The sequence below is a fragment of the Sorangiineae bacterium MSr12523 genome (assembly GCA_037157775.1).
GTDB classification, from domain to species: Bacteria; Myxococcota_A; Polyangia; order Polyangiales; family Polyangiaceae; genus Pendulispora; species Pendulispora brunnea.
Map to the genome: position 1 here is coordinate 10,576,622 of CP089982.1, position 16,486 is coordinate 10,593,107.

A 16,486-nucleotide genomic window follows, 5' to 3' on the forward strand; every position below is an offset into this window, starting at 1 on the left:
CGCCATGCACGAGTACGCGATCTCCGCCGACCGAATCGCACTCACCGCGGGCGACTTCCACTTCGACGTGCGCGACGTCGGCTTTCGTCGAGGTTTGCTCAGCGCCATCGTCGGCCCGAACGGCAGCGGCAAGAGCACGCTGATCGAAGCGCTGTTGGGCTTTCGCACCGCACGGCTCGACAATGCGCGCATCCTCGGCGTCCCCGCGCATCGCTTCATGGCCGACGTCGAACACCTGCGCCGCATGGGCACACAACTGCAACGGGTGGAATACGCCGACGATGCGCGAGTCGAGGAGATTCTCGATTTGCACCGCGCACTCTACCGGCGGCAAAGCCCGATGATCGCGGAGGCACTCGGGCTGGGCGAGCTCCGAAAGAAGCCCTACCGCGGACTCTCCAAGGGGCAGCGGCAGCGGCTCGATCTTTTCGTGGCCATGGGCCACGAGCCCGAGTTGATGATCCTCGACGAGCCCTTCACCGGGCTCGATAAGACGTACGCGGGCCGATTGGTGGACCTCTTGAAAGACTCTTTCGAGGGCACCACCATCGTGATGATCTGTCACTCGGGGGAGGAGCTGGCCGCGGCCGACGATCTCCTTTGGGTGCACCGTGGCGCCATTCGTTATCGAGGCAACAGACTTGCCCTGAAGGAAAACCTGGTCGGGCAATACCGCACGCGGATTCTGCTCGACGACGAGGACCAGCAGGCCCGAGTCCGCGCCCTCTTGGCGACGGCACCGAGCGTGCTGCGCGTAGCATCGCCGCACGGCGGGTTGGATATCCAGGCCTTCGGCGACGAGGGGCTCGATGCGGTGGTGCGCGGGCTCATGGAGTCGGCGCACATCCGGCATTTCGAATTTGCCCCCACCAGCGATGCGGATTTACTGCGGGTGTGCACGCAGACCGAGGCGCATGTTTAGGGTCTTCTTCGTCCTGACCCGCAACGAGCTGCGCGGCTATTTCCGGCGCAAGGCCAGCATCTTTTGGGCGCTGATCTTTCCCATCTTTCTATTGGGGGTCATGCTCGTGGCCTTCGGGCGCTCCAATTCGCTCGGCGAAGTACGGGTCGTCTTCGAGGGCGACACCGCCTCGGGCACCGCCCAGAGCTGCCGGCGCGATATCGAAGAAGCTTTCACCAAGGCACCCGTCAAGGCTCGTTATTCCGGCGATTCGGGCGCGGACACGGTGCTTATCGTCTTTCCCGACGGCGATGCCCCGGCGCGCGTGCTGTACGACTTCAATGGCCCTCTCGCCTCGAAGGCCGCCGCGCGCACCATCGAGATCGCCATGATCGGCTGCGTGGCGCGCGCACGCGGCATGCCCTCCGACTCGGTGGTTCGTTTCGAGAACACGACCACGGGGAAGGCGCCCTTCGACTACGGCCATTTCTTCGCCACCGGCATCTTGGTGATGGCATTCATGATCATCGGAATGAACTCCACCGCCGAGGGGATTGCCACCTTGCGCGAGCGAAACACCTTCAAAATTTACGTTTGCTTTCCCGTATCGCGCTTGGTGTTCCTTGGTTCGGTTCTCACCGCGCGCATCGTGATGATGCTTCTTTCCGCCACGCTGTTGCTTTTGGTAGCGCGCTACGGATTCGGCATTCAGCTGCCGCTCTGGCGGCTGCAGGCGCTGCGCGCCATTCCCATCGTGCTGATTGGCAGCGCCATGCTTCTGAGCTTCGGAACTTTGTTGGCGAGCCGGGGGCGGTCGCTCGCCGAGGTGGAACTGTGGTGCAACCTCACGTATTACCCGCTGCTCTTCTTCAGCGATTTGACCATTCCGCTCACGGCGGTGCCGGGCTGGCTCCGCGGCGCGATTCATCTCATTCCGACCAATCAATTCGCGGTGGCGATGCGCGGGGTGTTCATCGAAAACGCCTCCTACGCACAAATGGCCTTTCCCATCGTCGCCATGGCCTGCTGGGCCCTTTTGGCGCTCACGTTGGGAACGCTGCGCTTCCGCTGGTACCAGGACTGACACCATGAAATCGTATTTCACCCACGCATCGTTCTTCGCCCCGGCCATCGTATTTCTTCTTTACGCGCGCCTCGCCGCGGGCGACGAGGGCTGGGACACGGCATACATGTTTGGCGGCGGACTTGCCCTGGTTCACGGGATTTGGCTTTTGTCGAAGCACCGGGATCATGCCATTGCGATGGGCGTTGATTTGTATTTGCTCATCGGCGGCATCCTGGCCCTGGTGTATCCCCAGGCGATTCTCCTCTGGGGCGCAAAGCTGGGTGCGGCGGCGGCCCTCGGGTGCGTGCTCGCCGTGAGCCTCGCGGCGGCCGCGATTTCGCCACCACGCAGTGTTCACGAACGAAAGTTGGCGATGCTCATGGTGGGCGCGACGGCTGCCGCTGCGGTCTTCGCCCTGCTGGCGCACGATATTCCGTTCGTGGGCAATGTGCTGCCGGTCATCGGCCTGGTGCTGGTGCAGGGGGCACTCCGAAAGCGGGTGTCGGCGGCATGAGCGCGGCATTTTTCGAAGAGGCGCGCGCCGTCGTTCCGATGGTCACGGGCGAGGCGTGCGCTCCCTACGAATCGGATATCCTGGAGATGCGCGGCAAGGCCGCCGCGGTGGCGTTGCCGTCGTCGCGGGAGGAGGTGCAGCGGCTCGTCCAAGTGGCGTATCGGCATCGCGTGACATTGGTGCCCCAAGGCAATCGCACGGGGCTCGTGGGCGGGGCGGTGGCCGATGCATCGGGCCGGCAATGCACCGTATCGTTTTCGCGAATGTCGCGGGTGCGCGCCTTCAGTGCGGTCAATCGCAGCATCACCGTGGAATCCGGTCTGCGTTTGTCGGAGTTGAATCGATTCGCCGAAGAACGCGATTTGCACTTCCCCATCGACATCGGGGCAGATCCCACGGTGGGCGGCCTTCTGGCCACCAACGCCGGAGGCAGCCGTCTTCTCAAATATGGCGACGTACGCCGCAACGTGCTCGGGCTCGAAGTGGTGTTGCCCGATGCCGCGGGCACGGTGCTGGACATGGCGAGGCCACTGCGGAAGAACAACACTGGACTCGATCTGAAGCAGCTCTTCGTCGGCGGAAACGGCACCCTGGGCATCGTCACCGCAGCATCCCTGGCACTTGCGCGCGTGGAAAAGTCGCGGCTTTCCATGTTTGCCGCCTTTCGCGATTACGAATCCGCCGCGGAGGCGCTACCCGAGTTCGAGTCCGCGTTCGGTGAGTTGCTCGGCTCCTTCGAGATCATGGCCGCCGACGCGCTTCGTGCGGTGCTCGAGGCCTTTCCTGCGCTATCTATGCCGCTGTCGCCAACGTGCGCGCCCTGTTTTGCGCTCATCGAGGTGGCGAGCGCCATGCCTGGACTCGGCGCGATGTTCGAGCAGCGCGGCCTCGAGACATTGCAAGCGCTGTCCGCCGATGGGCGCGTGGTCGACGCGGCGCTGGGCGCGGCGGACCGCTTTTGGCGCATCCGCGATAGTTTGCCCTTGGCGGCGGTCCGCGAGGCCGTGCCGCTCACGTTCGACGTGTCCTTTTCACGGGATGCACTTGTCCCCTTTCTGCGCGATCTCGGTGGATGGCTCGATCGGACCCACCCGCGGTTGCGCCGTTACGAATTCGGGCACTTCGGCGATGGCGGCTGCCACGTGATCGTAGCCATTCCGCATGCGTGCGCGGCGGACTATCCGTCCATGCGCCAGATTGCGCTGCGCTCGGCGATTTACGAGCGCGTCATGGCGCACGGCGGAAGCTTCAGCGCCGAGCACGGGCTCGGTCCAATCAACATGGCCTATTACCGAAAGCTTACCTCGCCGTCCGAGCGCGCCACGAGCGCGGCGGTGCAAACGGCGCTGGATCCGCAGCACGTCGTGGGGAGATGCCGTTATTTCTAACGAGGGACCATCATGAATACATTGGAAGCCAATGCCGTCATCGACCCGGGCGCATCGATGTACGAATTCGTCCGTTCGCACGAATCCGGCGCCCGCACGTATGCAAACTCCATCGATGTGGTCATCGAGCGCGGTGAAGGAACGGCGGTATTCGACACCGCCGGGCGCCGTTATTTGGATTTCCTGATGTGCGCCGGCACGCTGGCCACGGGGCACAATCATCCCGCCGTCCTGGAGCGCATACAGCGCTTTTTGCAAAGTGGGCACGTGATGCAGGTGCTCGATATTACCACGCCGGCAAAACACGATTTCCTGACGCGGCTTTTGGAGTGCTTGCCGTCGCCGTGGGCGAGCCGCGCGCGGGTGCAGTTTTGCGGCCCGACGGGGGCGGACGCCATCGAGGCAGCACTCAAGCTGTTCAAGACGGCCACCGGACGCCGCTCGGTGATTGCCTTTCACGGCGCCTACCACGGAATGACCGCGGGAGCGCTGGCGCTGACGGGAAACCTTTCGGCCAAGCGGCACGTCGCTTCGCTGATGCCCGATGTCTACTTCATGCCATTTCCGTATGCGTACCGTTGTCCATTCGGCTTGGGCGGGAAGCTGACGTCGCAAGTGTCACTCGCCTACATCGAGCGCGCGCTGACCGATCCGGAAAGCGGGATCCCCCACCCTGCCGCCATGGTCGTGGAGGTCATTCAAGGAGAGGGCGGCGTGATTCCCGCGAACGTCGATTGGCTGCGCGGTCTCCGTCAGATCACCGCGCGATTGGACATTCCCCTGGTCATCGACGAGGTGCAAACGGGAATCGGCCGCACGGGAACGATGTTCGCCTTCGACGCCGCGGGCATCGAGCCAGATGCCATCGTCATCTCCAAGGCCATCGGCGGCGGATTCCCCATGTCCCTGGTGGTTTACGACAAGAAATACGATGTATGGCAATCCGGTGCCCACGCCGGCACGTTCCGCGGCAATCAAATCGCGATGGCGGCCGGGACCGCATGCCTCGACGTCATCCGCGACGAACAATTGGTCACCGCCGCGCAGGCCAAAGGCGAATACCTCGGCGGCCGCCTGGCCGAGCTGGCCGCACAATATTCCATCATCGGCGACGTGCGCGGTCGCGGCCTGATGTGGGGACTCGAAATCGTCGATCCCACCGCACGGCCCGACGCCATCGGCAGCCATCCTGCCAATCGCGAAATGGCGCTCGCGCTCAAGCATCGTTGCCTGCGCAACGGCCTCATTCTTGAAAACGGCGGCCGTTACGGCGCCGTTCTGCGCATGCTCCCGCCCCTCAACGTCTCCCTCGACGAAATCGACGAAGCCGTCACCATTCTTGCCCAAGCCCTCAAAGAAGCCAGCGACGACCCGCGCCACGTGCCCCATGGCCGCCGACGGTCGACGGAGGTCAAACTGCTGCGATTATGAAGCACCGCGACCAGCTTCGACGTCGTGAAGATCACTCCGGCGTGCCGAACACGTCGGGGGTTGCGCTGGGGGCGCTCGATGCGGTGGGCTTCGCGGGTTTTGCGCGGGGTGACTTCGGGGGGATCTTCGTGGGCCCTTTCGGAGGCGGCGCGCTCGATGCGGAGGGTGCCTCGAGGCTCACCTGTGGAGGCGCCATGCTCGCGGGAGGGCTCGCCGCGTCGGGGCGTTCGACCTCGGCCGTCGCCACTTCCGAAGGCGGCATGGAGGCGTGCCGTCGCTTTTGCAGAAGAATACCCGCGCCCAAGGCCACCACCGCAATCAGTGCGAGGCATGTCGCAATGGTCCCCGTCGATGACGAACGGCGCTCCCGGGAATCGCGCCGCGTGCTCGTCGCTTGCGTAGCGAGCAACGTGCTATCGATACCGGCATCGCTGTCGACAAGGGGCTTCTCTCCGCCGCCACGTGCAGGCCGGTCTCCCGTGCTGTGCACCTGCGCGCCTTCTGCGAGCGGCGCAAGCGCTGCCATCAGCGCGCGCGCCGTCGCATACCGTTGCGAGGGCTCCTTCTTCAAACACCGCGCGACCAAGGCCTCGAGTGCCTCCGGCGCATCCGGCCGAAGTTCCCGCAGCGAGCGATGCGGCTTGTAAAGCACCGCCGCGAACAATTCCCCGACCGAACTCGATTCATAAGGATACGCGTTGGTCGCAAGTTGAAATATCGTCGCGCCAATCGCATAAATGTCCGCTCGCGCATCCACGTGCTTCGAGCTGCGAATCTGCTCGGGCGACATGAAGGCCGGCGACCCGAGAATCGACCCCGTATCGGTGGCCGTCACGTCGGCGTCGTCGCCACCGCGATCCAACAACTTGGAAATGCCGAAGTCGAGCACCTTGATCAAAGGCGTCCCATCGTGCCGATGCGTGAGAAACAGGTTTTTCGGCTTGATATCGCGATGCACGATGTCGGCGGCGTGCGCCTCGTCCATCGCTTTGCACACGTCCATCATGTACGCGGCCACCTCGCCGATGGGGAGCGGCCCGCGCTGCTTGAGCACCGCATCCAGGTCGGCGCCCTCCAGGAACTCCATCACGATGTACGGCGCCCCCGATTCGAGCGTGCCAAAATCGCCCACACGTGCCACATGCTCGCTGCGCAATCGCGCAGCCGCACGCGCCTCCCGCACGAAACGGGCGGCGGAGCCTTTGACCTTGAAGGCATCGCCGTGCATGAACTTGAGCGCCACCAGCGATCCAAGCTGCTCGTGGCGTGCGGCCACCACGATCCCCATGGCGCCCGAGCCGAGCACCCGCTCCACGCGGTACTTCGATGCGAGAACGTCACCGATTTTGGGAAGATCTGCCACGCACTTCTATCCTACATCACCGACGTCGCCCGAGGACCGCATCTCCGTCACGAGAATGGCGGCGAGAATGAGCCCTGCCCCCACGAGATTCATTCGCGTCAATCGATCACCGGCAAGCCAATAGCCAAACATGCCACCGAATACGGGCTCCAAGGTCAAAATCAACGCTACCCGATTCGGCGGCGTCGTCGCCTGCGCCTTCGTCTGTACGAAATAGGCCAGCGACGAAGCCACGACCGCCGTGACGAGAAGCGCGAGCCATACGTGCGCGCTGCGGGGGACCATCATCTCGTTCGCCCCGGCGGCCCAAACGGTACCTAGAAATCCCACGGTCGCGAGTTGAACGAAGGTTAGCCGCCCTGGATGCGCCCCCGGACTCACCCGGCTCAAAATGAGGATGTGCAGCGCAAAGGCCATGGCGCATGCGAGGACCAGGGCGTCGCCGCGATGCACTTCGAGCCCTTGCATCGTGAGAAGTGCCAGACCTATCGCCGCGAGGCATGCGCCCCAAATCTGTTTCCGATGCGGCCGCAATCGAAATAGCAAGAAAGACAATAGCGGCGTAAAGACCACCGCCAACCCGGTAATGAATGCTGCGTTGGATGGCGTCGTCGAGCCAAGGCCCGCCGTCTGAAAGGCATACCCGGCAAACAATGCCACTCCCGCGCCCACGCCGCCCAAAAGCTCTTTGCGTGTGAGCCGGCGCAATGTCGGAGAAAGCGCCAAGGCCAGAAGAACGGCAGCCGTCGTGAAGCGATAGGAAAGAAACGCGGAGACCGGGAAGACCACAATCGCATCGTGGACGGTGACGAAGGTCCACCCCCAAACCGCCGTCACTGCAATCAGCGCCATCTCCCAAGGGTTGATGCGCCAAGGCACCATCTTTACCGCGACACTCTCACTCATGGTCCGACATCGTTTCCAAAGGCGAAGGAGGGTATCATGACCACGCCATGAACGCTTTCTCCGTCCCTTGGTCCTTCGCGACAATGGCGTTTCTCGCAGGCTGCACGGCCGGCGATGCAGGCGATGCAGAGTCCGCCGCATCCCGCGGGGCCGCACTGCAAGGGCCGAATTGGGCGGTGTTGCAAGCGGGAGGAGCCGCGCCCATCCGCAGCATCGTGCGCCGTGCGGACGGAATGCTGCTCGGGCCACGAAGTTCGGGGCACGAGATTGAAACGTGGGCCAGCACCAACGAGGGTGCCAGCTGGTTTCGCCGCGGGTCCGTCGCGAACAACGCGTCGGTGGATTTCGGTGACGTCACCATGCTTCGCGTACCGGGAACGCGCACCATCTTTTGCGCGTTCCGCGAGCACGCGGGCGGCCAATTTCGCATTACGGTGGCCCGCAGCGACGACGACGGCGATGGCTGGGCCTACGACAGCACCGTCGCCGGGCCGGTGTCGCGCTTCGTGGGTGCGCCATTTCTGTTCCTTCGCGAAAACGGCGATTTGCAGATGTATTACGATTCCGAGGAGCTCGCGGCGGCGGGCGGCTTTCCCGGGCACCAATGGATTGCCATGCAAGGGCGCCGTGGCATTGGCGGCGCGTGGAATGCTTACGGCACCGTCACCGTCTCGCGTGAAAAAGCGTCGGGCGCGCTCTCCCGCGAAGGCATGCCCACCGTCGTGCAACTCGGTGGCGATCGGCTCATGGCCGTCGTCGAGGGCGTGGAGCCCTTTCCAACGGGCGGCGTGCGCGCCAACGTGCTTCACGCGACGCAATCGTGGGACGGCGGCCGAACCTGGGACGATGCCCTGCGCCGCACCCCCTACCAGGCACCCGTGCATGCGGCGAGCGGCCGTCGCTACAATGCGTACGCGCCCCATGCGATCCGCGTGGGCAACGGGCCCGTGGGCGTCGCCTTCTGCACCGACGAAGACAAAGGCAGCGCGCCCGACGCGTCGAGCACACCGCCCGATCAGCGGAATTGCCACATTGGTTACGTGAGCACGACGACCAACTTCGAGACATGGTCGGCGCCCAGCGCCATCTGGACGCAGACCTCGGCGAACTACACGCCAGGCCTCTTCGAGCGCGGGTCCAACGATGTCATCGTGACCATCGACGCCTTCGCGGGAAATCAGCGCGTGCTGCGTCGTCCGTGAGCGCTGGCTAGCGGCAATCTCTGCCCCTATGAAGGGCGGAATGCCCACCGCGAAGCACCCTGCCTCGAGAATTGCGCTCACCTTGCTTGGCGTGGTTCTCGTCGCGGTGAATCTGCGCGCGCCCATTGCGGGTGTCGCGCCGCTGCTGCCGGAGATGCGCGCAGATCTCGGTCTCTCGCGCAGTGCCGGTGGATTGCTGACTTCGCTGCCGTTGCTTTGCTTCGGCGGGCTGTCGACGGTGGCCGCGGCGCTGGGCCGTCGCATCGGCAGCGAGCGAGCGCTGGTGTTGGCCATGCTGGCCATGGCCGTGGGCAGCGCCGCACGGATATGGACCGCGCCGTTGCTCTTTGCCGGCACCATCGTCATCGGCGCCGCCATCACCGTGGGCAACGTCCTCGTTCCCAGTGTGATCAAGCAGCACTTCGACGCGAAGCAGGGGCTCGTCACCGGCATCTACACCGGCGCGCTCATCGGCGGTGCGGCCATCGCCTCGGCCATCAGCGCACCGCTGGCCCACCACGATGGCATCGGCTGGCGCGGCTCGCTCGCCGCGTGGACCGTGCCGGAGGTGCTCGCACTCCTCGTGTGGCTCCCCGCGCTGCGGGTTCCGCATCGGCCGCCCGCCGCGGCCACAGGCTCCGTGTCCGTCCTGCGCAGCAAGGTGACATGGGGCCTGTCCATCTTCATGGGCTCGCAGTCGCTCACGTATTTCGCTGTCCTCACGTGGCTGCCGGCCTTGCTGCAAGACGAAGGGGTGTCCGCGGCCCGTGCGGGAGGCGCTCTTGCAATATTCAATATATTGGGCATTGGCACGGCGCTCGTCATGCCGTCGCTCGCCGCGCGCGTCTCCGATCAGCGCGGACTCGCCTCGAGCATCGCCGCGGCATGGGCCGTGGGCATCGCAGGATTGCTGTTCGCGCCCGGTTCCTATCTCCTTTGGGCCAGCGTCTTGGGCCTCGCCCAAGGTGCATCGATCAGCCTTGCATTCGCGCTCATCGTACTGCGGTCGCGCACCCCGGAGGTCGCCCGCGGATTGTCCGGCACCGTGCAATCGATTGGCTACCTCATTGGCTCCGCCGGTCCCTTCGTGCTCGGCGCCCTTCGCGACGTGAGCCCGAGTTGGTCGGTGTCGCTCGTCGCGCTCCTCACCGTGGTCATCCCCATGGCTTGGGGCGCCTGGAACGGCGGCCGGAAGGCCACGGTGGGCTAGACGAAACGGTGACCACCGTCGACGTGGAGCACAGTGCCGGTGGTGAAGCCGTTCGTCATGAGGAAGACGGCCGCGTGACCCAGATCGTCGGGTGTGCCGATGCGGCCCGTGGGAAGCCGCTGCGCCATGGCCGCGAATCGGGAAGCTTTGTCCGTGCCCATGGTGTCCCAGAGCTCCGTATCGACCCAGCCCGGCGATAGCGCGTTCACGCGGATGGGCGCCAGCTCGCTGGCCGCGCCGCGGATGAAGCAATCGATGGCACCGTTCACGGCGCCGACCACGGCTCCTCCCGGCGACGGTCGATCGGTGGCAACCCCCGTGGTGAAGGTGATGGATCCACCGGGACGCAGGCGCGCACCGCCATGTTTGGCAATGAGGAGCGCGGCGACGATTTTGGAGTCGATGGTACGGCGGGCAGCCTCCATATCGAATTCGCGGATGGGTTGATACGCGAGCACGGCGGCGGTCACCACGACATGGTCGACATCGGGCACGCTTTCGAAGAGACGGACGACGTCGGCCTCCCGCGTGATGTCGACGGAAATGCAGCGGCCGCGTTCTTTCGCATCGAGCGACTCCAGAGCGCGGTCGAGTTTCTCGCGGGTGCGCCCACCGAGAACGATGCGGGCACCATTTGCGAGTGCAGCGCGAGCGATGCCGAGCCCAATGCCAGAGCCACCGCCCAAAACGACAACGGTACGATTCGTTAGGTCCATGGCGAAATTCGTAATCCCGCAAACCTCGAGGCACCACGGCGATTGTTGGTATGCTGCATCCCATGAATGGGACGATCTCGGGCCGAGAGGCCATCTTACGCTGTCGTTGCGGTGAGGTTCAGGGGCGCCTGACCAACGCCTCACCACGAACGGTGAGCCGCATTGTTTGCTATTGCGACGACTGCCAAGCCTACCTTCACCACATCGGTCGGGCCGATCTCCTCGATGAACACGGCGGCACGGATATCGTGCAGGTCGCCCCCGCATCGGTCACGTTCGAGCGAGGCGCAGAGCGCATCGTGGGCGTGCGACTCACGCCGAAAGGCCTTTATCGCTGGTACGCGAGCTGCTGCCAGACGCCGGTCGGCAATACGCTGCGCCCGGCGGTCCCCTTCATCGGGATGGTCGTGCAGGGCTTCGAGGGCAACGCCGACGAGATTTTCGGCAAGCCGCTCGGTGGCATCCTCGGGAAGTTCGCCGTCGGCACCGCGCCCGAAGGGTCCAACAAGTTGAATCTGCGCGTTCTCTTGCGCGCGCTCCGCTCGATCGCAGGCTGGCGTTTGCGCGGGCAAGCGTGGCCGCATCCCTTCTTCGATCGAGCCACCGGAGACACCAGGTGGCCCGTCACCACGCTCTCCACCGCCGAGCGCGATGCATTGCGCCCGCACTGCGGTCCGCACCCGACGGCAACGCACGCAACGTGAACGGCATCCGGACGGTCACGGTACTTCGCGAATCGTGACCGTTCCGGCGTCGTCCCAATGCTCGAATGCCCAGCGGACCTTCTCGCCGGCGCGCAACGTGACGATGTTGCGCGCTAGCGAACTCGATTCATGGAATAAGTAGAACTTTGCCGATGCTCCCGCGGCTTTCCAGGAAAGCGTGCGCCTCTGCGCCCTTTGCGAGTGGATAACGCGCTGCGATGCGCACGCGAAGACGGCCCTCGCGCACCCAGGTGAAAAGCTCGTTGGCGCGGCGCACACGTTCGGCGTGCGAGCGGAGCACGTTCCATAGATCGCCGCCGGTGAGCGATTTCGACGTATCCATCAGCATGCGCGGATCGATGGCCGGAGGATCGCCGCCCGCCATGCCGAAAAAGACGACGTGGCCCCCGGTGCGGACGGCCTCGAAGCTCGAAAGTAGGGTCGACCCCACCGAATCGTAAATGACGTCCACGCCTCCACCCGCAAATCGTTTTGCGGCCTCGGGCCAATTCTCGTCATAAAGAACGACCTGGTCGGCGCCCGCTTCGAGTGCCGCGGCACGCTTCGATTCGGACGACGTCAGCCCGAGAACGCGTGCACCTTGCAACTTTGCAATCTGGATCAGCAGCAGGCCCACCCCACCGGCCGCCGCATGCACGGCCACCGTTTCGCCGGGGAGAATGCGATGGCTGTCCGCCGCCAGGTATTGCGCCGAAAGCCCCTGCAGCAACAACGCCGCAGCTGTTTCGGCATCGACCGCGGGCGGCAGCGGAATCAATTTTTCGAGCGGCACCAATACGCGTTCCGCATTGGCATACGGACTATCCGCGAATCCAACGGCGTCCCCAACCTCGAAGTCCGAATCGGAATCCCCCAGCGATTCGATGACGCCCGCCCCTTCGTATCCATTGATGTACGGCGGCGCCCCCGTGAGGTGGTAATTGCCTTTGCGCCGATACACATCGGCGAAATTGAGGCCGATGGCCGATAGCCGCACGACGGCGTGTCCGGGCTTGCCCACGGGATCCGCCACCTCACGCAGGTACAACACCTCGGGGCCGCCAAATCGGTCGAAACAAAGCGCCTTCATGCCTGCACGATGCGCACAGCGCCCGCGCCATGGCAAGCCCTCAGCGCGCCTTCACCCGGGCGCCATGGGCGTCCCACCAGGCGCGTGCATCGCTCTCCGTCCACGCCGCGAGATCGATGGCGGCCAGGGCCTCGGCCAGCGCGCGCGCACTTTGCGGACGGCCTTCGGGCTCTTTGGCCAAGCACTGTACGATCAGCGCATCCAGCTCCGCAGGAATGGATGCTCCGAGGCGTTGCGAAAGCGGCATCACCGGGCTGTGCAGGTGGTGGCTGCATACTTCCACGATGGTGCTCGCCTCGAACACGGGGTGGCCCGTGAGCATGAAATACGCGACGGCACCGAGCGCATAAATGTCCGAGCGCGCGTCCGCGGCATTGGCCTTTTTGATGACCTCGGGTGCAAGGTACATCGGGGTGCCCATGATTTTTCCGTCGAAGGTGAGACCGTGATCCTCACCGTTCGCGAGATCCCGCGCCAGGCCGAAATCGAGCACGGTGGCCACGTCGGGCGTGCCACCGCGCTCACTCAATATGACGTTTGCCGGCTTGATGTCGCGGTGAATGAGGCCGCGCCCGTGGGCTTCGGCGAGCGCCCCCGCCACCATGCGCAAAACATGGACGACCCGCGCGGGCGGCTGCGCGCCGGTGGTGTCGACCAGCGCTTGCACAGTCGCACCATCGAGCAATTCCATGGCGTAATAAAAGACGCCATCCGGGGTGCGGCCATAATCGTAAACGGTAATCGTATTGGGGTGGGTCAACTCCGCCGTCAATTGCACTTCGCGCTCGAAGCGTTGAATGGCCTCGTCGCCCACGCGGTCGTGCGGCAAAAGTTTGATGGCCGTGGGGCGGCGCAACATCGCGTGGTGCGCGCGGTAGACGATGCCCATACCGCCCTCGCCGATCTTCTCGTCGAGTGTGTACTGGCCGAGCTGCCGCGCCTCGCGGATCTCCTGATGCAGGCCGTAAATGGTGGCCGAAAGCACGGCGCACACCGCCACGACGAGCAGCCAGAGTGACATCGTGGAGACGCCCACGCTGACCTGGCGGGGGCCGTCGGGCCCGAGCGGGGCGAAGTACGCGAAGACGAGCACGATGCCCGCGCCCATCGCCAGGCCGAGCAAGAGGGTATGCCGTGTGCGACTCGGCACGAGCGCCGAGCGCAGCGTGAACATCACCGCCGAAGCGTAGACCCCGATGGTGGCGAATCCGTCGTACGCCACGCCAACGAGCAAGGCCCCGAATCGAGCAGGGACGCCCTCGGTCGCTGGCGTCGTCTCGTGCGCGAGCAACCGGCACATGTACGATATGGTCACGGCCCCCGCGACGAGCCCCACGGCCTCCACGAGGCGCGCGAACGACGCATTCCGCGGAGTACGGCATAGCAGCCACATGGCGCCGGGAATGACGCAGACGATCCCCTGAATCGCAAACGACGGCTCGACGAGCTCCTTTGGCGAACCGAGGATCAACGTCGTCGTCAGGTGCACGAGCACACCGAACAAGGACACGCCCGTCCACGCCGCGCCGAACAAGGCCACCCGCGCCGAGAGCGATTGCCCGATGAGAGAATCGTTCACGACGACTCCTCCTCGTGCATCCGCTGGATGCGCTCGCGCAAGAGCAATGCGACGTCGTTCGGCAGTGCATTTTCCAGGTATTCGAGCGCCGTTCCGCGCAACCGCCGATCGGGCCCGTTGAAGGCGGCGAGGCAGCCTTTGATGATGCCGCGATCCAGTGCGAGCCCGAGCAAGGTGAAGACATACTCGAGCCCTCGGTGCATGCCCTCGCGGACGCGTGCGTCCGAGTGCAGATGGCGGCGGGCGCGCCACGTCGCATCGTCGACCGACAACGCCGCACGCGCGAGTTCGAGAACGCGATCGTGCGATGGCGTCAGTGCGGGGTTCGTTGCGCAGATGGCCGCGAGGGCACGGGCATTGGCATAACAGGCATCGAAGTCGTCGCCCTTGTCCAAACCGGCAAGGAGCGCCTCGGCATCGCGTTTGTCGCGTGCGCCGTCCCGGCTCGGTGCGGGCTCCTCGTCACCGCGGCGCAGAACCTCGATTTGTGCGAGCAAGCGCGCCCGGTCGAGTGCCATGGTGGACATGATGGTGTGACGGGTGGTGGTGTCGCGCGCATCCTTCTCCGTCATTTTGACGATGCCGAGCTGCAGGCTGGTGGCCAGCTCGGCAACGTACATGCGGTGCAGGCTGATGCCGTACGTCACCCCGAGAACACCGAGAGCCGAGGCACCGAACAAGAGCACCGTGCTAATTTGCAGCGTCGCCGCGACGACGACAACCACCGCGACACTGCCCAGCATCGTTCCCAGCCGAGGCACGGCCACGTCGACGACGACCTTGAGGGCGCGCTTGCGGTGCGCCGGCACCGGCGTGAAGAGGATCTCGTATGCCGAACGGAACAGCGAGCTCGCCAGCGCGGCTTCGAGCCCCGCCGCCACGGCAATGAGCGAAAGCGTGGAGGCCCCCGCCGCAACGAGCGACGCGAGGACGACGCTGGCCGGAAGGATCGCCAACGTGGCCCCCAGCCCGAGCCGCTCGAGGAAGACGCCGCTCAGCGCGACCTGCACCACGAAGGTGAGAACGCCGACCGCAGTGTGAAACAGCGCGAAAAACGCGACGAGCGCGCGCGCTTCGTGCAACGTGGTCTCGGCCGCCGTCTTCAGTGCGCAATCGAGGAACAGCTCGAACAGCGCAACGACCACCACCATGGCGAGCACGCGCCGCAGGTACGGGCGCTCGACCAGAGGCTGGAGCCCGCTGCGAAAAGAGCCGGGCGGGCTCGTCTCCGCCGGTCGCGGCAACGAGCGCCCCAGCACCGCCACGCCCCAAACGCACAGCGCGCTCACCGCGGCGAGCATGAGCAGGATCGCCCGCGGTTCGAATACCTCGGCGATCCGTTTCGAGGCGAAGCCACCGATCAACCCGCCCAGGGTGGCTCCCGTCGTGATGCGAATGATGTTGCGGCGGGCGACGTGCGGATCGAACCGCTCGTTCACGATCGACCAGAAGCCGCTGATCAAGAGCCCGCCTGCGACCGACGTGTGCACGTAAATCGCCGCCGCGCTCACGCCCGAAAACGAGGGCGCGAGAGCCCACTCGACCACGAACGCGAGCGCATTGAGCGCGAACAGGAGCGGCACGAACCGCCCCGGCCCCTTTCGCGCCATGAGACGCGACGTCATCGACACCGCCAAGAGCGACAGAACCGCCGAGGCCCCGATCACCGTGGGCAGCGAGGTGGCCGGAAAGCGCGCGAGGAACATCGAATCGCGCGCCACCTTGCCCGCCACCTGCTGGGCAATCACGGCTACGGCTACGGCGATGTCGAGCTTCGGCGATCGTTCGGTCACGCGCAGGCCATCCTCGCACGAAGCGAGATGGCTCTACCAGCGACGCGTTAGAGCGCGCCGCGCTGGATGAAGAACCAGTCGGAGACGCCGCAGGGGCGTGCCATCACACCGCCGCCGTCGTTCGTCGTATATCGGATCTTGAAACACGATCCCGCGGGCGCGATGCCGCGGTAATTGTGATTACCCCAGGCATTGCCCCACGACCAATTGTCCCACATATACGTGTCACGCGGAAGGATGTATTCCATTCCATCGGACGCGCTTCCCCAGATTTCGCCGTTGGTGAATTCATAATCGTAGAGGTTCTTCGGGCTCGTGCGGCAGTTGTGCACGCCGTCTCCCTGGCTCGACGAAAGAGCGGAGCGCTGGACCCATACGCAGCGATTCACGTAGCCATAGGCGTAACCGTAGGACCAGCCGTTGCTATCCGTGTATTGCACATCGAACGTCTGCCCGTTGTAGAGCCGGCCCATGGCATACGAGCCCGCGGCGGAGCGCACGTAAACATCTTGTGCCGTTACCGTGTGCCGCGTCTCCGCGTGCGCGGGATTCGCCCATACGGTGGTCGCGAGGGCCGCAATGGCCAAAGTTGCAAGCGTTGCTCGGGTCATGAATGAAAACCT

At 64.9% G+C, this 16,486-nt stretch carries 15 protein-coding genes; 8 read left to right on the forward strand and 7 right to left on the reverse strand.

Annotated elements, in window-relative coordinates; genetic code table 11:
* The first annotated feature begins 4 nt into the window (after positions 1 to 4).
* The 5 genes from LZC95_41600 to LZC95_41620 are packed head-to-tail and all read left to right on the forward strand — an operon-like array spanning position 5 to position 5,300.
* Complete coding sequence (locus tag LZC95_41600; protein WXA92933.1) at positions 5 to 922, forward strand: ATP-binding cassette domain-containing protein; 918 nt, start codon at positions 5 to 7, stop codon at positions 920 to 922.
* Entirely contained in the window at positions 915 to 1,985 is a 1,071-nt protein-coding gene (locus LZC95_41605; GenBank protein WXA92934.1) for an ABC transporter permease, read from the forward strand. Before LZC95_41600 ends, LZC95_41605 begins: the two co-directional genes overlap by 8 nt.
* Before the next feature lie 4 nt (positions 1,986 to 1,989).
* Positions 1,990 to 2,481: a hypothetical protein gene (locus LZC95_41610; GenBank protein WXA92935.1), complete on the forward strand. Its 492-nt coding sequence runs from the start codon at positions 1,990 to 1,992 to the stop codon at positions 2,479 to 2,481.
* Complete coding sequence (locus LZC95_41615; protein WXA92936.1) at positions 2,478 to 3,869, forward strand: FAD-binding oxidoreductase; 1,392 nt, start codon at positions 2,478 to 2,480, stop codon at positions 3,867 to 3,869. Before LZC95_41610 ends, LZC95_41615 begins: the two co-directional genes overlap by 4 nt.
* Positions 3,870 to 3,881: 12 nt before the next feature.
* Positions 3,882 to 5,300, forward strand: a complete 1,419-nt coding sequence (locus LZC95_41620) for a diaminobutyrate--2-oxoglutarate transaminase family protein (GenBank protein WXA92937.1) — start codon at positions 3,882 to 3,884, stop codon at positions 5,298 to 5,300.
* Positions 5,301 to 5,331: 31 nt separating this feature from the next.
* Here LZC95_41620 and LZC95_41625 read toward each other — a convergent pair whose 3' ends face one another.
* The gene (locus LZC95_41625) at positions 5,332 to 6,663 is read right to left on the reverse strand and encodes a serine/threonine protein kinase (protein ID WXA92938.1); all 1,332 of its coding nucleotides are present in this window, start codon (positions 6,661 to 6,663) and stop codon (positions 5,332 to 5,334) included.
* A 6-nt stretch (positions 6,664 to 6,669) separates the two neighbouring features.
* Positions 6,670 to 7,569: a DMT family transporter gene (locus LZC95_41630; GenBank protein WXA92939.1), complete on the reverse strand. Its 900-nt coding sequence runs from the start codon at positions 7,567 to 7,569 to the stop codon at positions 6,670 to 6,672.
* Between the two features lie 47 nt (positions 7,570 to 7,616).
* On the opposite strand from LZC95_41630, the gene LZC95_41635 reads away from it, so the two are divergent.
* Together LZC95_41635 and LZC95_41640 are read left to right on the forward strand one after the other, a co-directional pair.
* Entirely contained in the window at positions 7,617 to 8,771 is a 1,155-nt protein-coding gene (locus tag LZC95_41635; protein ID WXA92940.1) for a phage capsid protein, read from the forward strand.
* Positions 8,772 to 8,811: 40 nt separating this feature from the next.
* The gene (locus LZC95_41640) at positions 8,812 to 9,981 is read left to right on the forward strand and encodes an MFS transporter (protein ID WXA92941.1); all 1,170 of its coding nucleotides are present in this window, start codon (positions 8,812 to 8,814) and stop codon (positions 9,979 to 9,981) included.
* On the opposite strand, the gene LZC95_41645 is transcribed toward LZC95_41640, so the two are convergent.
* Complete coding sequence (locus LZC95_41645; GenBank protein WXA92942.1) at positions 9,978 to 10,697, reverse strand: SDR family oxidoreductase; 720 nt, start codon at positions 10,695 to 10,697, stop codon at positions 9,978 to 9,980. The genes LZC95_41640 and LZC95_41645 overlap by 4 nt on opposite strands.
* A gap of 62 nt (positions 10,698 to 10,759) precedes the next feature.
* On the opposite strand from LZC95_41645, the gene LZC95_41650 reads away from it, so the two are divergent.
* Positions 10,760 to 11,401: a DUF6151 family protein gene (locus LZC95_41650; protein WXA92943.1), complete on the forward strand. Its 642-nt coding sequence runs from the start codon at positions 10,760 to 10,762 to the stop codon at positions 11,399 to 11,401.
* Between the two features lie 127 nt (positions 11,402 to 11,528).
* On the opposite strand, the gene LZC95_41655 is transcribed toward LZC95_41650, so the two are convergent.
* The 4 genes from LZC95_41655 to LZC95_41670 are packed head-to-tail and all read right to left on the reverse strand — an operon-like array spanning position 11,529 to position 16,474.
* The gene (locus tag LZC95_41655) at positions 11,529 to 12,491 is read right to left on the reverse strand and encodes a quinone oxidoreductase (protein WXA92944.1); all 963 of its coding nucleotides are present in this window, start codon (positions 12,489 to 12,491) and stop codon (positions 11,529 to 11,531) included.
* A 40-nt stretch (positions 12,492 to 12,531) separates the two neighbouring features.
* Positions 12,532 to 14,070: a serine/threonine protein kinase gene (locus tag LZC95_41660; protein WXA92945.1), complete on the reverse strand. Its 1,539-nt coding sequence runs from the start codon at positions 14,068 to 14,070 to the stop codon at positions 12,532 to 12,534.
* Entirely contained in the window at positions 14,067 to 15,863 is a 1,797-nt protein-coding gene (locus tag LZC95_41665; protein WXA92946.1) for a hypothetical protein, read from the reverse strand. Before LZC95_41665 ends, LZC95_41660 begins: the two co-directional genes overlap by 4 nt.
* 47 nt (positions 15,864 to 15,910) lie before the next feature.
* Positions 15,911 to 16,474, reverse strand: coding sequence for a hypothetical protein (locus LZC95_41670; GenBank protein WXA92947.1), 564 nt, complete (start codon positions 16,472 to 16,474; stop codon positions 15,911 to 15,913).
* Positions 16,475 to 16,486: the final 12 nt, after the last annotated feature.

What these genes read in the sequence shown, in the direction of transcription:
- LZC95_41610 (WXA92935.1), top strand. Translation starts at nt 1,990, where the DNA reads ATGAAATCGTATTTCACCCACGCATCGTTCTTCGCCCCGGCCATCGTA.
- LZC95_41670 (WXA92947.1), bottom strand. Translation starts at nt 16,474, where the DNA reads ATGACCCGAGCAACGCTTGCAACTTTGGCCATTGCGGCCCTCGCGACC.
- LZC95_41620 (WXA92937.1), top strand. Translation starts at nt 3,882, where the DNA reads ATGAATACATTGGAAGCCAATGCCGTCATCGACCCGGGCGCATCGATG.
- LZC95_41615 (WXA92936.1), top strand. Translation starts at nt 2,478, where the DNA reads ATGAGCGCGGCATTTTTCGAAGAGGCGCGCGCCGTCGTTCCGATGGTC.
- LZC95_41600 (WXA92933.1), top strand. Translation starts at nt 5, where the DNA reads ATGCACGAGTACGCGATCTCCGCCGACCGAATCGCACTCACCGCGGGC.
- LZC95_41630 (WXA92939.1), bottom strand. Translation starts at nt 7,569, where the DNA reads ATGAGTGAGAGTGTCGCGGTAAAGATGGTGCCTTGGCGCATCAACCCT.
- LZC95_41655 (WXA92944.1), bottom strand. Translation starts at nt 12,491, where the DNA reads ATGAAGGCGCTTTGTTTCGACCGATTTGGCGGCCCCGAGGTGTTGTAC.
- LZC95_41605 (WXA92934.1), top strand. Translation starts at nt 915, where the DNA reads ATGTTTAGGGTCTTCTTCGTCCTGACCCGCAACGAGCTGCGCGGCTAT.
- LZC95_41645 (WXA92942.1), bottom strand. Translation starts at nt 10,697, where the DNA reads ATGGACCTAACGAATCGTACCGTTGTCGTTTTGGGCGGTGGCTCTGGC.
- LZC95_41640 (WXA92941.1), top strand. Translation starts at nt 8,812, where the DNA reads ATGCCCACCGCGAAGCACCCTGCCTCGAGAATTGCGCTCACCTTGCTT.
- LZC95_41635 (WXA92940.1), top strand. Translation starts at nt 7,617, where the DNA reads ATGAACGCTTTCTCCGTCCCTTGGTCCTTCGCGACAATGGCGTTTCTC.
- LZC95_41650 (WXA92943.1), top strand. Translation starts at nt 10,760, where the DNA reads ATGAATGGGACGATCTCGGGCCGAGAGGCCATCTTACGCTGTCGTTGC.